The following is a 17,614-nucleotide window of genomic DNA, read 5'->3' on the forward strand; positions in this document are numbered from 1 at the left end:
ATTCTCCGCTCTCGGCGCCTGGTCTGCCCGGTGCCGGGGTGCGTAGCAAGCACATGTCCGATTCCACACTGATTCTGGTGCTGGGTGACCAGCTGTCGCTGGCGAACCCGGCCCTGGCTACCGCCGATCCCGTCCACGACCTTGTCGTGCTGGCGGAAGTCGCGGAGGAGGCCGTCTATGTGCCCCACAACCGGCACAAGATCGCGCTCATTTTTGCCGCCATGCGCCATTTTCGAGATGAGTTGCAGCAGCGGGGCTTGCAGGTCCGCTATTTTACCTTGGCAGATGGGCTGCCCACCCTTGAGGCTGCGGTAGTCCAGGCTCTGAAAGACACTCCCTGCGCCGCGCTGCGGGTCTGTGAACCCGGTGAGTATCGCCTGCGGCAGGCCGTGGCCGGTTGGCAGGAGGCGCTGGGGGTGCCGGTAGAGGTGCTGGAGGACAGTCGCTATCTCGCCAGCCACGCCGAGTTCCGCGCCTGGGCAAACGGTCGCAAACAGCTGCGCATGGAATACTTCTACCGGGAGATGCGCCGCAAGCACGGCATATTACTGGAGGTGGACGGCAGGCCAGCCGGTGATCGCTGGAATTTCGATCAGGAAAACCGCGTCGGCTGGCGCGGGCAGGAATCCATTCCCGAGCGGCGCCAGTTGCGGCAGGATGACATCACCCGAACGGTGCTGGCGGAAGTTGCGGCCGCCTTCCCCGACAATCCGGGTGATCTCGAACAGTTCAATTATGCCTGCACGGCCGCCGAGGCCTGCCTTGAGTTCGACTGGTTCTGCCGTCATGCCCTGCCCGGGTTTGGCAGCTACCAGGACGCGCTGGTGGAGGAGTCGCCCTGGGTATTTCACAGCAAACTGTCCATGTACCTCAATATCGGCCTGCTGGAGCCGCTGCCTCTCTGCGCCAGGGTTGAGCAGGCCTGGCGCGACGGCAGCTGCAGCCTGGCGGCGGCGGAGGGTTTTATTCGCCAGGTCCTCGGCTGGCGCGAGTATGTGCGCGGGGTCTACTGGTTGACCATGCCGGAATACAAGACACGCAACACCTTCGCCGCGAAAACGCCGCTACCGGCATTTTTCTGGACCGGGGATACGGAGTTGCGCTGCCTGCAGCGGGCCCTGCGCCAGACTCTGGATCTCGGTTACGCCCACCACATCCAGCGCCTGATGGTAATCGGCAACTTCGCCCTGCTGGCGGGGCTGGATGTAGAAGCGGTCTGTGACTGGTACCTGGCCGTGTATGTGGACGCGTTCGAGTGGGTGGAGCTGCCCAATACCCTGGGCATGGCGCTGCATGCGGATAATGGGCTGATGGCCAGCAAGCCCTATGCCGCCAGCGGCAAGTACATCCAGCGCCAGGGCGACCATTGCAAGGAGTGCAAATTCAGCCCGGCGAAAATGACCGGGGAGGGCGCCTGTCCCTTCAATGCCCTGTACTGGCGCTTCATTGACCGCCACCTGGATCGCCTGGCGGCAAACCCGCGCATGGGGCTGATTGTCGCCAATTGGCGCAAGCGCGCGCCGGCGGAACGCAAGGCGATTACCGACTGGGCAGATCGCAGCCTGGCTCTGTTGCTGGCAGAGGCCAGTCCGCCGCATCGGTCACATAGAGCGGCTGACGCGGACGATTGCCGCCCCACTTGGCGGTAAAGGTGCCGTCCGGGTCGTGCTCCGCGGCCTGTTTGTGCTGGTTGCAACGGCGCCCGCCCCGCGGGTCGCAGCCCACGCCGGCGATGTACTGCCAGTTGCCGTAGTTGCTGCCCACGTCATAGTCGATCAGGTGCTTTTCGAAGAAGGCGGCGCCGTAGCGCCAGTCCAGCCCCAGCTCATGGATCAGGCAGCTGGCGCTGATCTGGCGCCCGCGGTTGCTCATCCAGCCGGTAGCCAGCAGCTGCCGCTGCAGGGCGTTGACCAGGGGATAGTCGGTATCACCCTGGCACCAGCGGGCGAAGGCGCGCGGGTCGAAAGTGCAGAAACGGTGCTTGCGGCCATTGCCGAGGCCGTGAAAACGGAACAGCCTCGGGCCATCCAGTAGGGCCCGCCAATGGAAGTACTCCCGCCACAGCAGCTCAAGGTAGAGCCAGCCGGTGGACTCGTTGCGCAACCGCTGTTGCTCGAAGGCTGCAATGGCATGCGCGACCTCTCGCGCCGACAGCGCGCCACTGGCCAGCCAGGGCGATAGTGTGCTGGAGCCGCTCAGGGGGTCCAGGCAGTTGCGAGTCAGCTTGTAGTCAGCGATGCCCTGTTCGCCAACAGTAAACTGCTGCAGGCGCCGGTGACCGGCCCGGCTGCCACCGCGCAGGGGCAGCGAGGTGTGGGGCGCGACCTCGGCGGGCGGCAGCGGCGGGAACGCGGCGGCCGTCGGTGGCGGTGGCAGACTTGTCGGGGCTGGCAGTGGCTCGGCGCACAAGTGCTCGACTGCGCGGCGAAACGGGGTGAATTGTGCGGGCAGGTCTTCCAGGTCGAAGGGGAGCTGTTGGCGCTGGAACAGGCTGTTGCCGCCATGTACCTGCAGGGGCACCGGCAGCCGTTCGCGCAGCTCCTCCAGCTGGCGCGTCTCGTAGTCTCCCGGGCAGCGGCTGGTGCCGACACGCTCTATTCGCCAGCGTTTTACCAGCGCCGGCAGCAGCTGTTGGGGGTGGCCCTCGAGAAACAGGAGGTCCTGGCCGAGTGCCTGCAGTCCCTGGCGCAACTCCAGCAGATGTTCCAGCTGCATGCGTCGACGCTGCTGCCCGATGCCCCGCAAATTGCACCAGGGCCGGGGTTCCTGCCAGATGTAGACCAGCAGCAGTTCCGACGCCGACGCGTGGGCCAATAACCCCGGGTTGTCCTGCAACCTCAGGTCCTGTTGAAACCAGTAGAGTTCGCGCATGATTGCATTGTAGTGGAATGAACAGGAGTTACGCACAATGAGAGCCTGCGGATCTCACAGTGACGGCTACGCAGCCTCTTCCCGCCTGCTGTCGCCATCGCTGGCGCCGGGGCTACAGCTGGTATACGCTTGCCGCGCATCAGCAAGCGACCCGGAGCCCGCATGAGTCACAACAACGCCCTTCTGCAACCCTGTGTACTGGGCAACCTCAGTTTGCGCAATCGCGTGGTCATGGCGCCGATGACCCGCAATTTTTCCCCGGGGAATGTGCCGGGGGATAACGTGGTGGAATATTACCGGCGGCGGGCGGCGGGCGGGACCGGGTTGATCATCACCGAAGGTACCTGCGTCGGACACATTGCCGCCAGCGGCTACCCGGACGTGCCTTATTTTCACGGCGAGGAACGCCTCGCTGGCTGGCGCCGGGTGGTGGAGGCGGTGCACGCCGAGGGTGGCAAGATCGCCCCGCAGCTGTGGCACGTCGGTGGCATGCGCAAGCCGACCATCACCGTCGGCAGTGTGGGGCTCAATGCCGACTTCATTCCAAAAGCCGGGGAGACCACTTTCCGCGAAGCCGAGCCGGCCAGCCTGGATGAACTGCTGCAGCGGCTGCAGGCAGGGGAGTTCGATCTGGTGGCCGTGGGCAGGGCATTGCTGGCCAACCCGGACTGGGTGCAGTTGCTGCACTCCGATGGGCTGGCGAACATGAAAGCGTTCCGCAAGGAATACCTTGCGACTCTGGCCTGACGGGGGGCTGTATGCACAAGACCATTATTGTTGTCGATGAAGAAGATCCGCGGCTGGCCAGTGATGCGCTCGAAGTCATCTCCTTCGAACGCTATCTGGTGGAGTTCCCCAAGCGCAATGAGCCCAAGACCCGGCTGATCAATCTCTGTGATACCGAGTACTACCTGAGCCGCGGCTATTACTGTTCCCTGCTGGCGGAGGCGCGGCAGCACAAGGTGCTGCCCAGCGTCAGCACGATCAATGATCTGCGCGATCTCACCCTGGGGCCGGACGACGATATCAACCTGGCGGCATTCGCCCCTGACCCGCTGCAGGAAGGCGAGTCGCGGGAGTTCCTGGCGTACTTCGGCTGGACCGGGGATGAGCGCCTGCGGCAACCGGTGCGGCGCCTTTTCGAGCGCTACCCCGCTCCCATTCTCTACTTCAGTCTTGCACGCAATGGTGATGGCCTGCAGCTGGTGGTGCGGCGCCACAGCTACAATCGCCTGACCGGGAGTGAACGCGACCTGTTTCAGCAGCGTCTGCAGACCTTCACCGAACGCGTCTGGCGCAGCTCTGGTTCGCGCAAGCAAAGCCGCTGGGACCTGGCCATCCTGGTCAACCCCGACGAGGCCATCCCGCCCAGCGATGCGGAAGCGATCAAGCGTTTTATCAAGGCCGCGGCCAAGGTCGGCATGCAGGCCGAAACCATCACCGCCAGCCAGGCCTCACAGATCGCCCAGTACGATGCGCTGTTCATTCGTGAAACCACGGCGATCGATCATCATACCTACCGCCTGGCACGCAAGGCTGAGCGCGAGGGACTGGTGGTGATCGACGACTCCACCTCCATTCTGCGCTGCTGCAACAAGGTATTCCTGCACGACGCCTTCAGTTACCACCGGGTGCCGTCACTGAAGACCCGCAGCGTCATCGGCGTCTCCGAGGCGGAACTGGATGAGATAGAGGCCCAGTTCAGCTATCCCTGCATACTGAAGATGCCCGAGGGTTCCTTCTCCAAGGGTATCTACAAGGTGGCCAACCGTGACGAGCTGGCATCCCGGTTGCGGGAGCTGCTGAGCGATACCGCCCTGGTGCTGGTGCAGGAGTTCATGTACACGGATTTCGACTGGCGGGTGGGTGTACTGGCGGGGCGCGCGATCTACGCCTGCCGCTACCACATGGCCCGGGATCACTGGCAGATCTACAATCACGGGGCCAAGCGCTTCGCCTCCGGTGGCTACGAAACCTTGCCGACCTTCGAGGTGCCCAAGGTGGTGCTGGATGCGGCGCTCAAGGCCTGCAAGGTGGTCGGCAAGGGCCTGTACGGCGTCGATATCAAGCAGAAAGGTCAGCAGGTCTATGTCATGGAGGTCAACGACAATCCCAGCATTGAGCACAAGGTGGAAGATGCCTACCTGGGCAAGGAACTGTACATGCTGATCATGGCCGAATTCCACCAGCGCCTGGAGCAGCGCGGCCGGTGAGTGCCCTGCCTGATCTGGCGCCGGCGGCGCTGGCCTGCAATGAGGAGCAGCTGTTTCGCCGTATCGTCCGGGACCTGCGCGAGCGCGGTTTCACTGTGTGTCCGGATGCCCTGCCGCGGTCTCTGACGGCCAGCCTGCAGGGCCACCTGGCAGAGATGAATGACGCCCGCTTTTCCCGGGCGGGGGTCGGTCGCCAGCAGGCCCATACCCTGAATGACTTCGTGCGCACCGACGAGATCTGCTGGATCAACGGCGAGTCTGCTGCCGGCCGGGACTGGCTGGACTGGGCGGGACGGCTGCAGCGCTTCCTCAACCGTGAGCTGCTGCTGGGCCTGTTCTCCTTCGAGAGCCACTTTGCCCACTACCGCCCCGGCGACTTCTACCGCAAGCATCTGGACGCTTTTCGCGGCGAGGCCAACCGCGTCCTGTCGCTGGTGGTGTACCTGAATCCGGACTGGCAGCTGGCGGATGGCGGTGAGCTGGTGCTGTATGACGAGGATGATGCAAGCGCGAGCCTGAAGATATTGCCTGGCCTGGGTACTGTAGTTGTGTTCCTGAGCGAGGAGTTTCCGCACGAGGTATTGCCCGCCACCCGCGACCGCTATTCCGTCGCCGGCTGGTTCCGCGTCAACCAGTCCACGGGGCAGCGGGTGGATCCGCCGAGATAGTGGCCTGTCAGATCTTGCCGCCGCGCTCCAGCAAGGCCTGCAGTGACGCCACGGCCTCGCCGTAGTGGCGCCAGCGCTCGAGCCCGTCGCGATAAATGCCCCGCCTGACCTGTACCGCACTGGCGGTGGCGACCGCCCCGGCCTGGTGCTGGAACGCAAGGCATGCGGGCTCCCAGGGCAGCCCGCACCAGCCGAGCAGGCGCCTTGCCTCTGTTTCGACATCGTCGATCAGCGCCTCGTAGTGGACCTCCAGCAGGCCGCCGGGCAGTACCGCCTGCCAGTGCCTGATCAGCCGGTCGAAGGCCAGGTAGTAGCGCCCGCAGTCCTCCAGGTCCAGGGCATAGCGATAGTAGGGGAAGTTGCTGGCGAACGGCTGCCGGTAGTTGCTCAGGCAGGTGTCCAGCGGGTTGCGTCGCAGGCAGATGAAGCGGGCCCGCGGCAGGGCGCGGCGGATCAGGCCGAGGTAGGCAAAGTTGAGCGGCAGTTTGTCGATGAAATGTGCAGTGTTTCCGGTTCGCGGCCGGGTGTTGTCGAGGTAGTGACGGCCCAGGGCTTTGGGATCCAGCATCAGCCCCGCCCCCAGGGTGTCGATATTGAGCACCTCGCTGCCCGGCGTCGCGGCCAGGCGCTTCACCGCCAGCGGGAAGTGGGGCAGTTCTCCGGCGGCGTAGACCGCACTGTGGGCGCCGAGGATTTGCTCCACCAGGGTGGTGCCGGTGCGCGGCATGCCGACGATAAATATTGGCTCCTCTGATTCAAGACCGTTTTTCCCCGTTCCGAACTGATCGCGCCCAAACAGGGTCGCGATGGCGCTCAGCAGGGCTTCGTCGTCGGCCACGTTGTAGTTGAGCTGCGAGCGCAGGCGCTGCTTGGCCCACTGCAGGGCCCGCATGGCTCCCGCGTAGTCCCCCGTGTCCTCCCGTTCCCGGGCTATGGCGTGACCCAGGTTGAGCTGGTCCTCCGCCGTGCGCACCTGCTCCCGCAACGGTTCCAGCCGCTCCAGGTGGTGGCCGCCGGGCTGTCCGGGGCCCAGCTGCGCAAGGCCGGCGTGGGCCCGAAAATGGGTGGGCTGCAGGGCAATGGCCCGCTCATAGGCCTGCCTCGCCGCGGCGAAATCGCCACAAAACTTGCTGCTCGCTCCCAGGTTGAAATGGAGGTCTGCCTGCCACTCGGGGCCAAGGCCCGCCGCTGCCCCCTCCGCCAGTCGGGCGCAGGCGGCGTCAAAGCAGGACAGGGCCCGCTGGTGTTCACCCGCGTGACTGAATACCGTCCCCAGGGTGTTCCAGGTACTGGCACGCCGGGGCCCGCAGGCCAGCGCCTGCTCCGCCGCCAGCAGCGCCTCCCGATGACGGCGCAGGGCAATCAGGACTTTGCCCGCCTCGGCGTGGTACTCGGCCTGCCCCGGTGCCAGCGCCGTTGCCCGCTCGATTATCTGCAGGGCTTTTTCCCGCTGGCCATTGTGGGCGGCAATCACCCCGCAGAGGAACCAGGCATCGGCATGCTCCGGGTCCGTGCGCAGGATTTCCAGGCACAGCGCGTGGGCCTCCCGCAGGCGGCCCCTGTTCAGTGCGGCCTCGGCTTCGCGCTGGAGTTGCGCGGCGGTGGCCCCTGCGTTCAGAAGCGGTACACCAGCCGCAGGCCCGTCTGCCGCGGCCGGTTCACGTTCTTGTAGTAGCGACGCAGATCCACGTCGCCGACCTGGCGGATAAAGCTGCTGTCCTGGCGCACGGAGGTCTCGGCGTACTTGTCGAAGACATTATCGGCATACACGGTCAGGGTCCAGGCATCCTTGTACCAGCTGGCGGACACGTTGTGCAGGGCGTAGCCTGGCAGTGTCTCGCCATTGTTGCGGTTACCCACCTTGGTGAGGATGTCGCCGGTGGCGGTCATTGACCAGTCCAGCTCCACCTCGCTGCCGTCCGCCAGCGGGATGGCATAGTTCAGTGCCAGGCTGCCCTGATGCTCCGGTGTGCCGGCCAGGCGGTCGCCATCAAGGGCATCCTCGCCATCCACCAGCCCGGGTGCATCCTCCGCCAGCTCGGCGTCGGTGTAGGCGTAGGAGCCCATCAGGGTGATGCGGTCAGTGAGCAGCCACTGGCCGGCCATTTCCACGCCCATGCTGCGGGCCGAGTTGCCGTTGCCGATAATCGGCAGGCCGCCGTTGGCGGTGACGTCGGCCACCTGGATGTCGTCCCAGTCGATATAGAACAGCGACGCGTTGAACAGGATGTGTTCGCCGAACTGCGAGTGCAGGCCCAGTTCGTAGTTCACGGTCTTGTCCGGCTCGATCAGGACTTCATCCGGCAGGGCGCAGACGTTCTGCACACCGGGAGGCAGCGGGTCGGGGCATTCCGGAACCGAGTTGAGACCGCCGATGCGGTAGCCCTCGCTGATGGTGAAGAAGGCCATGATGTCATCGGTAAAGTGATAGGAGGTATTGAATTTGAACAGGCTGCCGTCGTCCTCGACGCTGTTGCTTTGCAGGATCGGGTCGATCAGGTCGGGAGGTGCGCCAAAAAACACCGTGTTCAGCAGCGGCAGGTCGAAGCCGGTCCCGATGTCACTTTCATACTCGAAGTAGCGCGCCCCCAGGGTCACCTGCCAGGCGTCGGTAATCTGGTAGCCGATCTCACCGAACACCGCTTTCTCGGTCAGGCTGTTTGCCGTGATCTCGATGTATTCAAGGGCATCCGGGCGCAGCTGCACACCGCCGAAGTTGTCCACTGCGAATTGGTCGAAGCCCGGGGTGAATTCCCGCGACAGGGCGTCCAGCTCGGATTTGTTGTAGAACAGTCCCGCGATCCAGGTCAGCGGGCCTTCACTGGTGGACACAAGGCGCAGTTCCTGGTTGAGTCGGTCTTCCTCGGCGTCCTCGCGAGTGAAAGCGGCAAAGGCGGGGAATTCCTCGTAGCCGTACTCAAAGTTGAGCAACAGGTCGGTCTGGTCCCGTTGACCCTGCTCCTCGTAGCGCGATACTCCCGTGGCCGAGGTGAGTTCGGCAAATCCCAGATCGGCCACCAGTTCCAGTGCCAGCAGCTGGTTTTCCCGTTCATTTGGCTCCAGGTAGCGGTGGGCCGCTTCGTACCTGCCGGTGCCAAACGCTTCCCGATGATTGATCTGGCGGGCGCCCACGTCCATGTTCTGATAATAGTAGGTGAGCGTGCCGTCGATCTGTTCGCCCCTGTAGCGCAGGGCGACGCGGCCAGACAGTGTTTCCTCGGTGTTCGCATCTGCCTGTCGGCGCAGGTTGTTCCGCACCGCGTCCGGGTCACCGAAATCCGGTTGTGGCAGCGATATGCCCGGCCTGCGCACCAGGAAGTTGTAGTCGATAAAGCCCGGGTCGTCGGTGAAGTCCACCGAGGCACGCATGGCCAACCTGTCGTCCAGCAGCGGTATGTTGATGGTCAGGCCGCCCTCGGTGCCCAGGTCCGAGGACTGGCTGAGGTCGTAAAGCTCGCCGCGCAACTCCAGGGCCAGGGCCTCCGGGTCGGGCTTGCGGGGGATGAAGCGCACTGCGCCACCGAGGGTGCCGGCGCCGTACAGGGTTCCCTGGGGCCCGATCAGCACCTCGACCCGCTCCATGTCATTGAGCTTGAGGTCGATGTAGAGGGGAATTTCGCCGACATAGGTGGCCACGGTATCGCCACCACTGTTGCCGAGAACCTCCGAGGCGTTGAGGGAGTCCACGTTGAGGCCGCGCACGGTCAGGATGTCGCCTCCGCGCGCGCCCTGGTCGACGACGGTCATGCCCGGTACCCGGCGCGACACCTCCGCCAGATTCGTCAGGCGCTCGCGCTCGATCATGTCCGCGGACAGGGCGGTGATGTTGATCGGGATATCCTGCACCGACTCTGCGCGACGGGTGGCCGTGACGATCACTTCCTCCAGCGCTCCCGGCTGGGCCACCGTGGTGCCTGGCTGGACAATGCCGGCAATCGCAGCGGAAAGGGCGCTGGCGCGAAACAGAGCGTGTGGGTTCATGTTCTTGTTCCCCTGTTGTATTGCTTGAATAATCCCAAGCAGGGTCTATTGTCTCAAGGCCGGATGCGGTGAATATTACCGATAGTGCGACGAATGGCGGCCGCTGCGCCGTGGGCTGCCTCGCGCAGGGTATTGGACGCCGGTCATTTGCGCGGCTAAGCTGTCTCTGGCGGACAGCGGGCGCCAGGTTCGGCATTTGCCGGGTTGCAGCGATCACAACAAGGAGAAGAATAGCGTGAATTCACATCAAGCCGACGACCTGGCCACATTCATGGCGGGGGTGGAACGCCGCAATCCCGGGGAGCCGGAATTCCTGCAGGCGGTACATGAAGTGGCGATGGATATCATCCCCTACATTGCCGACAAACCCATTTTCCAGGAACTCAAGATTCTCGAGCGGATGACCGAGCCCGACCGCATCGTCAGCTTTCGCGTGGTGTGGGAGGACGACAGGGGCGAGATCAGGGTCAATCGCGGCTTTCGTATCCAGCAGAACAACGCCATTGGTCCCTACAAGGGCGGAATTCGTTTCCATCCGTCCGTCAATCAGTCGGTACTCAAGTTTCTCGCCTTTGAGCAGGTGTTCAAGAACAGCCTGACCGGCCTGCCCATGGGGGGCGGCAAGGGCGGCGCAGACTTCAATCCCAAGGAAAAGAGCGAGCGTGAAATCATGCGCTTCTGCCAGGCATTCATGACCGAGTTGTACAAGCATATTGGTCCGGATACGGATGTGCCTGCGGGTGACATCGGTGTCGGCGCTCGCGAGGTAGGCTACATGTTCGGGCAGTACAAGCGCATTGTCGGTCGCTTCGAGGGCGTGTTGACGGGCAAGGCGCTGGAATTTGGCGGCAGCCGCATTCGTTCCGAGGCTACCGGCTACGGTGCGGTCTACATGATGGAAGAGATGCTCGCGCATCACCAGGAAACCATTGAGGGGCGCATCTGTGTGGTCTCCGGTTCCGGCAATGTGGCGACTTACTGTGCCGAAAAACTGATCGGCATGGGTGGCAAGGTGGTCACCATGTCTGACTCCTCCGGCTTTATCTACGATCCCGAAGGCCTGACCCATGACAAGCTGCAGTGGATCATGGAATTGAAGAGCAAGCGACGCGGCCGTATCGAAGAGTACGTTCGCGAATTTGGCGGTACCTACCATGAGGGTGAGCGCCCCTGGGGGGTGCCCTGCGACCTGGCGTTCCCCTGCGCGACCCAGAACGAAATCACCGCGGACGATGCCAGGACCCTGATCGACAACGGTTGCCGCGGCTTGTCCGAGGGGGCCAACATGCCCACCACCCCGGAAGCCATTCGCGTCATTCAGGCCAGCAAGACCCTGCTGCACGCCCCCGGCAAGGCCGCCAATGCTGGCGGTGTATCGGTCTCCGGCCTGGAAATGAGCCAGAACAGCCTGCGTTTACAGTGGACCCGTGCCGAGGTGGATCAGCACCTGCGCCGGATAATCCGCGGTGTCCACGACCAGTGCGTGGAGTTTGGCACGGCGGCTGACGGCCATATCGACTACTTCAAGGGGGCCAACATCGCCGGCTTCAACAAGGTGGCAGCGGCGATGATTGCCTACGGCGTGATGTAGCGGTCAGTCCTCCAGCCGGGGCACTGCAGCCAGCAGTGCCCGGGTATAGGGGTGTTGCGGGGCGGTCAGGATCTGCTCCGCGCTACCCTGTTCCACCAGTTTCCCCAATTGCATGACGCCAACCTTGTGTGCGAGGGTCGGGACAATCGACAGGTCGTGGGTGATGAACAGGTAGGACACCCCGAACTCCCGTTGCAGCTCCGCCAGCAGTTCCAGCACCTCGGCACGAATGGACACATCCAGCGCACTGGTGGGTTCATCGCAGACGATCAGTTCCGGGTTTACCGCCAGGGCCCGCGCTATCGCTATCCGCTGCAGCTGACCACCGGAGAATTCGTGCGGGTAGCGGCGGGCGTGTTCCGCACCCAACTGCACCCGCTCCAGCAATTCCCGGATGCGTTCATTGCGCGCATCCTCCGACAGCGCCAGACCGAGGCTGATCATGCCCTCGGCGATGATGTCGCCGACGGTCATGCGCGGATTCATGGAGGAAAACGGGTTCTGGAAAATCACCTGGATCTGCTTGCGATAGGGCAGCATGGCGCTGCGGCCAATGCCCTGGATGGGTTCGCCGCGAAACAGGATTTCACCGCCGGCAATGTCTTCCAGGTTGAGAATCGCCCGGCCCAGTGTGGACTTGCCGCTGCCTGATTCCCCCACCAGGGCGAAGGTCTCGCCGCGGCCAATCGCCAGGGAAACGCCGTCCACGGCGCGGGTATAATCCACAGTGCGCTGCAGCAGGCCCTGGCGGATGGGGAAATGCACCTTGACGTCCTTCAGCACCAGCAGCGGTTCCTCGGTCGCTGCCGCGCGAAAGTGCCCGAGGTCGGGCAGGGCATCGATCAGCTTGCGGCTGTAGGCCTGCTGTGGATTGTGGAAGAACTGGTCGACGCTGGCGCGCTCGATCAGCTCTCCGCGATACATCACCGCCACGGCATCGGCCGTGTTCCTGACCACGCCCATGTCGTGGGTGATCAACAGCACCGCCAGCTGGCGCGAGCGGGTCAGCTCGCGGATCAGGTTCAGCACCTGCAGCTGGATGGTGACATCCAGCGCGGTGGTGGGCTCGTCGGCGATCAGCACATCCGGTTCGCAGGCCAGTGCCATGGCAATCATGACCCGCTGCTGTTGGCCGCCAGAGAGCTGGTGCGGGAAAAAACCGAAGCGCTGTTCCGGATCGGGGATGCCCACTTCAGTGAACAACTGCACAACGCGCTGGCGCAGGGCTGCGCCCCGCAGCGGCGTGTGCAATTTCAGGGTCTCGGCCACCTGGGCACCCACGGTTTGGACCGGGTTCAGGGCGCTCATCGCGTTCTGGAAAATCATCGCGACCTTGCGGCCGCGGATCTCCTGCATCCGTGCCTCGGACAGGGCGAACAGGTCCGTGCCTTCGACATCGACCCTGCCGGCGTTTATTTTCAGGGCGTCGGGCAGCAGTCGCATGGCGGCCAGCGAGGTCACGGACTTGCCGCTGCCTGACTCGCCCACCAGGGCGAAAATCTGCCCCGCCGTGAGCTCAAAACTGACGTCCCTGACGATGGGTTCGCCGCTCTCGGCAAGGACGACGGTCAGGTTGGAGACCCGCATGCAGACGCTGCCGGCCGTTTGCTGCTGTTTGGGGGCGTTCATGCGTCTACCCTCCGCAGGCTGGTACGCGGATCGAAGGCGTCGCGCACCAGATCGGAGAACAGGTTGGCCGCCAGCACCAGCGCGAACATGAAGAAGAACGCGCCGCTCAGGGTCCACCAGATGGTGGGCTCGCGCGACAGCTCGGAGCGGGCGCCGTTGATCATGTTGCCCCAGCTGCCCATGGACGGATCCACGCCGACCCCGATATAGGACAGCACGGCTTCCGCCAGCACCAGGGCGCTGAAGTCCAGCACGAAGGTAATGAGAATAATGTGTACCACGTTGGGCAGCACATGGCGCGCGAGGATACGGGTATGGCTGACACCGAAGGCGTGGGCCGCCTGCACATACCCAAGCTGGCTGATCTTCAGGGTTTCCGCCCGGATCAGGCGGCACAGGGTAGCCCAGCTGGTGACCCCGAGAATAAAGCACAGAGCGATGAACTTGGCATCCGCCTTCTCCATGCCGACCGCAAAGAAGTCCGGATTGAGGTCGATGTAGACCTGGAACAGCAGCACTGAGGCGGCGATCAGCAGGATGCCGGGGATAGAGCTCAGGGTGGTGTACAGGTACTGCACCACATCGTCTACCCAGCCCTTGAAGTAACCGGCCATGACCCCGAGCGTCACCGCGATCGGCAGCATGATCAGGGTCGCCAGGGTGCCCAGCAGCACCCCGGTGCGAATGCCCTTGAGCGACTGGTAGAGCACATCGGCGCCGCCGAGGTCGGTGCCCAGGATGTGATAGTAGCGGCTCAGGCTGACGATCCAGACACCGCCGCAAAGAATCACCCCCTGCACCACCCAGGAGGCGTGCCAGGGGTAGCGGCTGCGGCGCAGCAGCAGCCACTGGGGGCCGATCAGCAGCGCCGACAGCAGCAGACCCCAGAACAGGGCAGTGAAAGTCTTGCCCAGGATGTCCGCGCCGCGAAGGGACGGGTCGGCCAGATGTTGACCGGCGTGGCGCAGGGGCGGGTAATCGCGAATATCCTGGCCCTGTGCGTCCTTGAGATTTTCCTTCTCAAAGGAGATCAGTGCAAAGGGGGCCGAATAGGTGCGTTCGAAACGGTCGCCCATGCCTCCGGTCAGCAGGTCAAAGACGCTGCTGACCTTGTTGTCATAGAACACCTCCTCGACGGCCATGCCCTCCGGGTTCTCCAGGGCGCGGCGAAAGTGCAGGGAGTCCAGCAGGGCGATTGCGATGTAGGCGGCAATGACGGTGAAAGTAACCATGCCCAGTTTCGAACTGAACACTTCTGCCCAGCGCTCACGGGTCTGGGGGTCCTTGCGCAGGCGGTAAAAAAAGCAGGCCAGCGCAATCACCAATAGATAGATCAGGGCGTCGGACCAGAGAATCACGGGTTTCATCAGCACCACGCCCTCAGGACAGTCGTACCCGGGGATCAGCCCAGGTGTAGGAAATGTCGGTCAGGAGCAGACCGAGGATGTAGAGGACGGAGCCGATGAAGACCATGCTGCGAACGATGGCAAAATCCTGGGAATTGATGGCGTCGAGCATGTAGCTGCCCAACCCCGGGATGCCGAAGAACGACTCGATCAACAGACTGCCCATGAACAGGGAGGGAATCAATACCACGACCCCGGTGAGGATGGGGATCAGGGCATTGGGGAGAATGTGCCGGAACAGGATGCTGAGCTCGCTGCAGCCCTTGGCGCGGGCGGTACGGACGTAGTCCTGGTTGGCTTCCTCCAAAAACAGGGTGCGGTACCAGCGTGCGCCGGCGCCAATGCCAGCGACCACACCCACCAGCACCGGCAGGATCAGGAATTTCCACACCTGGCCCTCGGCGTGGAAGCCGGAAATGGGCACCAGGCGCCAGGTCTTGGCGATCAGGAACTGGCCGCCGATGATATAGAACAGGTAGGAAATCGACATCAGCGCCACGAACAGGAATACGGCGCCGCGATCCAGCCGGGTACCGTGGAACATCACCACCATCAGCGCCACGCAGATGTTGACGCCGATGCCCACCAGGAACGTGGGCAGCGCCACGGCCAGGCTGGGCCACATGCGGGAGGCGACGTCGGTGGTGATGTCGCGGCCGCTTTCCGAGCGGCCGAAGTCAAAGACGAACAGGCGCACGGACTTGTCGAAGAAGATTGTCTCGGTAAGGCGTGCCACCCCGGCGGCGTCGGGGTTCAGGAACAGCGGCTTGTCGTAGCCGTTCTTTTGCTTCCAGTTTTCGATGGCCTCGGGGGTGACGTACTTGTCGCCGAGTTGAGACGCGGCCATGTCGTCCGGGGAGTTGACCACGAAGAACAGGGTGAAGGTCAGCAGGTTGACGCCGATGAGGATGGGAATGGCATACAGCAACCGACGAACAATGTAGGCAAACATGGGGAGATCCTGTTATTGGCGCGCAGTCGCCCTGAGGCGGCGGCGGTAGGCGATTATTCCCGGCAGCAGCAGCGCGAGCAGCAGCACGGCTCCGGCGTACAGCGGCCAGATCACTGGCTGGTTCCACTCGGCGCGCTTCTGCTCGCGCAGCGATTCGTCGATGCGCACGTACTTGAGCGTGCTCTTGGAGATTCCGTGGCGCTTGTTGTTGTGCACCCAGCTGTTGTTCAGGTAGATGTCCTTTGGATAGTAGGCGAACAGCCAGACTGCGTCTTCACGGAACAGCTCCACCATCCTGGCGACAATGGTTTCGCGCTTCGGGCCCGGGGGCAGCACGCGCATCTCGCGAAACAGCTCATCGTACTCTTCCGACGCGTAGTTGGCGTTGTTGGCGCCGTCGCATTTGCAGATCAGCGGGCTCTCCGGGCCGAACAGCAGGAACAGGAAGTTCTCCGGGTCGGGATAGTCCGCCAGCCAGCCGTGAGAGAAGATCTGGGTATTGCCGGTGAGCAGTTTTTCCCGGGTGCGGTTCCAGTCCGCCGGCCGATATTCCACCTGCACCCCGATACGGGCGAAGGCGCGGTCGATCCAGTTCATGCTGGTATTGGAGATGGCCTGGCTCTGGACATCAATGAAGATCTTCAGGGGCTCGCCGGTGCGGGCGTCCCGGCCGTTGGGATAGCCCGCTTCCACCAGCAGCTGCCGCGCGTGTTCAATCGACTTGCGCTTCGGTTTGCCGTCCACCCAGTCATAGACGTAGGGATTGATACCTGCCTCGCCTTCGACAAACCCGGGAATGCCGGGCGGTATCGGCATATGGGCGGCAATACCGTTGCCCTTGTAGAAAATGTTCAGGTATTCCTCGGTATCAAAAGCGATCTGCAGTGCCCGGCGCAGCTTGCGCTTTTCCTCGCTGTAGCCGCCCACCACCGGGTCGCGCATGTTGAAGCCATAGTAGTAGAGGGCGGGCTTCACATCCGGTGATACGCTGATATTGCGGTCGGCCATTTCCGCGCTCAGTTCCACGCCGTCGGGGCCGACCACGAAAGCCTGGTCAAACACGCGGTTGGTGTTGCCATGGTTCTCTCCGGAGCGGTCGTAGTAGCCCTGCAGGAACTTGGTCCAGAGGGAGAGCACTTCCTTTTCCAGCCGGAATACCGCCCGGTCTACCAGCGGCAGGCGCTTGCCGGCATCGTCCAGCAGACCCGCCTCCGCATCACCTGGCTCGCCCTCGCTGGGGTAGTAGTCCTCGCGGAAATTGGGGTTGCGCTCCAGCACAATCTCGCTGTTCGGGTCGTTCTTCACCATCATGAACGGACCGCTGCCCACCGGCCACCAGTCCAGGGTCAGGTTGCGATCGATAAACCCCGGGTTATGGAAAAAACGATCCACCTCGGGAGGAATGGGCGAGAAGAAATGCATCGCCAGCCAATAGCGGAACTGCGGGTAGCGGCCGATGATGGTGATCTCGAAAGTGTGCTCGTCGATCACCTCCAGTCCCTGCATCGGGTACTGGTCGAGATCCAGCCAGCCGTCCCGCTGCACGTCCTGCAGGCGCTCAGAGAATTCCGTCATGCCGACAATGTACTGGGCCATGAAGCCGAGCATGGGCGAGCCGTTGAAGGGGTCGGCCAGGCGCTTGATCGCGTAGACGTAGTCATTGGCGTGGACGGCGCGGGAGCCGGTGTGGGGAAAATCGCCTATCTGGCTGAAGCTGCGCCCCTCCCGCGGATCGCTGAAAACATAGCGCGGGGCTCCCGATTCGTCGACTGCAAAGGCCGGATGCGGCTGATAGCGGGCGTCCGCGCGCACGGTCAGCCGGTAGCGGGAAAACGCCACTTCCTCGAGGTCGGGATCGATTTCGTCGCCGTTCGCGTTCAGGTAGGTGATGTCGGGAAGAGCCTCGGCGCCCAGGGGAATCAGTTGGTAGGGGCGTTTCAGGAAGTGGTAACCCATGGGCGGCTCGTAGATCTGCATCAGGATAAGCGATTCATCCGAGGCGTAGGAAATGGCAGGATCCAGGTGTTTCGGTGGCGCCGGCGATATCATCGACTGGTAGGTGATCAGGCCTGCAGGCGCGGGCGGGTGTGGATTGTTCCAGGGGCCGTCGGTGCAGGCGGCAAGGAGCAGGGAACAGCAGAGCAGGGCGGCGGCCCGGTTCCGGGCGGCCAGTCGCGACAGCATGTTTGTTAGTCCGTTTGGCGGTCAGGGGTGCGATGTTAACAGCAAATACACTGGCGGTTAACTGTGCGCCCGCTTGTGCTCGCGAAACGGCGAAGGCGGCGTATAGTAGCGGCTGGGAG

General features: G+C 63.4%; 12 protein-coding genes. 5 read left to right on the top strand and 7 right to left on the bottom strand.

The annotated features are described in order from the left end of the window. The first annotated feature begins 53 nt into the window (after positions 1 to 53). Positions 54 to 1,649: a cryptochrome/photolyase family protein gene (locus tag RLO07_RS01685; RefSeq protein WP_462290395.1), complete on the top strand. Its 1,596-nt coding sequence runs from the start codon at positions 54 to 56 to the stop codon at positions 1,647 to 1,649. On the opposite strand, the gene RLO07_RS01690 is transcribed toward RLO07_RS01685, so the two are convergent. Continuing rightward, complete coding sequence (locus tag RLO07_RS01690) at positions 1,540 to 2,907, bottom strand: DASH family cryptochrome (RefSeq protein ID WP_462290396.1); 1,368 nt, start codon at positions 2,905 to 2,907, stop codon at positions 1,540 to 1,542. The two genes, RLO07_RS01685 and RLO07_RS01690, sit on opposite strands and share 110 nt — an antisense overlap. Before the next feature lie 126 nt (positions 2,908 to 3,033). On the opposite strand from RLO07_RS01690, the gene RLO07_RS01695 reads away from it, so the two are divergent. From RLO07_RS01695 to RLO07_RS01705, 3 genes are read left to right on the top strand one after another with little or no spacing between them, the layout of a single operon-like run. Further along, positions 3,034 to 3,618 (top strand): oxidoreductase, encoded by a 585-nt coding sequence (locus tag RLO07_RS01695; protein ID WP_462290397.1) that lies wholly within the window; start codon positions 3,034 to 3,036, stop codon positions 3,616 to 3,618. 11 nt (positions 3,619 to 3,629) lie between these two features. Continuing rightward, the gene (locus RLO07_RS01700) at positions 3,630 to 5,084 is read left to right on the top strand and encodes a RimK family protein (RefSeq protein WP_462290398.1); all 1,455 of its coding nucleotides are present in this window, start codon (positions 3,630 to 3,632) and stop codon (positions 5,082 to 5,084) included. Further along, complete coding sequence (locus RLO07_RS01705) at positions 5,081 to 5,752, top strand: 2OG-Fe(II) oxygenase (protein ID WP_462290399.1); 672 nt, start codon at positions 5,081 to 5,083, stop codon at positions 5,750 to 5,752. Before RLO07_RS01700 ends, RLO07_RS01705 begins: the two co-directional genes overlap by 4 nt. A 7-nt stretch (positions 5,753 to 5,759) precedes the next feature. Here the strand turns inward: RLO07_RS01705 and RLO07_RS01710 are convergent, their stop codons facing one another. Together RLO07_RS01710 and RLO07_RS01715 are read right to left on the bottom strand one after the other, a co-directional pair. Then, complete coding sequence (locus RLO07_RS01710) at positions 5,760 to 7,370, bottom strand: tetratricopeptide repeat-containing sulfotransferase family protein (protein WP_462290415.1); 1,611 nt, start codon at positions 7,368 to 7,370, stop codon at positions 5,760 to 5,762. After that, the gene (locus RLO07_RS01715) at positions 7,367 to 9,733 is read right to left on the bottom strand and encodes a TonB-dependent receptor (protein ID WP_462290400.1); all 2,367 of its coding nucleotides are present in this window, start codon (positions 9,731 to 9,733) and stop codon (positions 7,367 to 7,369) included. Before RLO07_RS01715 ends, RLO07_RS01710 begins: the two co-directional genes overlap by 4 nt. A 235-nt stretch (positions 9,734 to 9,968) precedes the next feature. Here RLO07_RS01715 and gdhA point away from each other — a divergent pair, with 235 nt between their 5' ends. Next, positions 9,969 to 11,324, top strand: a complete 1,356-nt coding sequence (gdhA, locus tag RLO07_RS01720; protein WP_462290401.1) for an NADP-specific glutamate dehydrogenase — start codon at positions 9,969 to 9,971, stop codon at positions 11,322 to 11,324. A gap of 3 nt (positions 11,325 to 11,327) precedes the next feature. Here the strand turns inward: gdhA and RLO07_RS01725 are convergent, their stop codons facing one another. Genes RLO07_RS01725 through RLO07_RS01740 form a run of 4 tightly spaced genes read right to left on the bottom strand, consistent with a single transcriptional unit; the run spans position 11,328 to position 17,495 of the window. Then, the gene (locus RLO07_RS01725) at positions 11,328 to 12,953 is read right to left on the bottom strand and encodes an ABC transporter ATP-binding protein (RefSeq protein ID WP_462290402.1); all 1,626 of its coding nucleotides are present in this window, start codon (positions 12,951 to 12,953) and stop codon (positions 11,328 to 11,330) included. Further along, the gene (locus RLO07_RS01730) at positions 12,950 to 14,320 is read right to left on the bottom strand and encodes an ABC transporter permease (protein WP_462290403.1); all 1,371 of its coding nucleotides are present in this window, start codon (positions 14,318 to 14,320) and stop codon (positions 12,950 to 12,952) included. The genes RLO07_RS01725 and RLO07_RS01730 overlap by 4 nt, the downstream gene beginning before the upstream one ends. 13 nt (positions 14,321 to 14,333) lie before the next feature. Then, positions 14,334 to 15,311 (bottom strand): ABC transporter permease, encoded by a 978-nt coding sequence (locus tag RLO07_RS01735; RefSeq protein WP_462290404.1) that lies wholly within the window; start codon positions 15,309 to 15,311, stop codon positions 14,334 to 14,336. Between the two features lie 12 nt (positions 15,312 to 15,323). Beyond that, positions 15,324 to 17,495: an ABC transporter substrate-binding protein gene (locus RLO07_RS01740; protein WP_462290405.1), complete on the bottom strand. Its 2,172-nt coding sequence runs from the start codon at positions 17,493 to 17,495 to the stop codon at positions 15,324 to 15,326. Positions 17,496 to 17,614 lie beyond the last annotated feature (119 nt).

The sequence above is a fragment of the Haliea sp. genome, assembly GCF_040221975.1.
Classification (GTDB): Bacteria; Pseudomonadota; Gammaproteobacteria; order Pseudomonadales; family Halieaceae; genus Haliea.

What these genes read in the sequence shown, in the direction of transcription:
- RLO07_RS01730 (WP_462290403.1), bottom strand. Translation starts at nt 14,320, where the DNA reads ATGAAACCCGTGATTCTCTGGTCCGACGCCCTGATCTATCTATTGGTG.
- RLO07_RS01725 (WP_462290402.1), bottom strand. Translation starts at nt 12,953, where the DNA reads ATGAACGCCCCCAAACAGCAGCAAACGGCCGGCAGCGTCTGCATGCGG.
- RLO07_RS01735 (WP_462290404.1), bottom strand. Translation starts at nt 15,311, where the DNA reads ATGTTTGCCTACATTGTTCGTCGGTTGCTGTATGCCATTCCCATCCTC.
- RLO07_RS01740 (WP_462290405.1), bottom strand. Translation starts at nt 17,495, where the DNA reads ATGCTGTCGCGACTGGCCGCCCGGAACCGGGCCGCCGCCCTGCTCTGC.
- RLO07_RS01715 (WP_462290400.1), bottom strand. Translation starts at nt 9,733, where the DNA reads ATGAACCCACACGCTCTGTTTCGCGCCAGCGCCCTTTCCGCTGCGATT.
- RLO07_RS01685 (WP_462290395.1), top strand. Translation starts at nt 54, where the DNA reads ATGTCCGATTCCACACTGATTCTGGTGCTGGGTGACCAGCTGTCGCTG.
- RLO07_RS01695 (WP_462290397.1), top strand. Translation starts at nt 3,034, where the DNA reads ATGAGTCACAACAACGCCCTTCTGCAACCCTGTGTACTGGGCAACCTC.
- RLO07_RS01700 (WP_462290398.1), top strand. Translation starts at nt 3,630, where the DNA reads ATGCACAAGACCATTATTGTTGTCGATGAAGAAGATCCGCGGCTGGCC.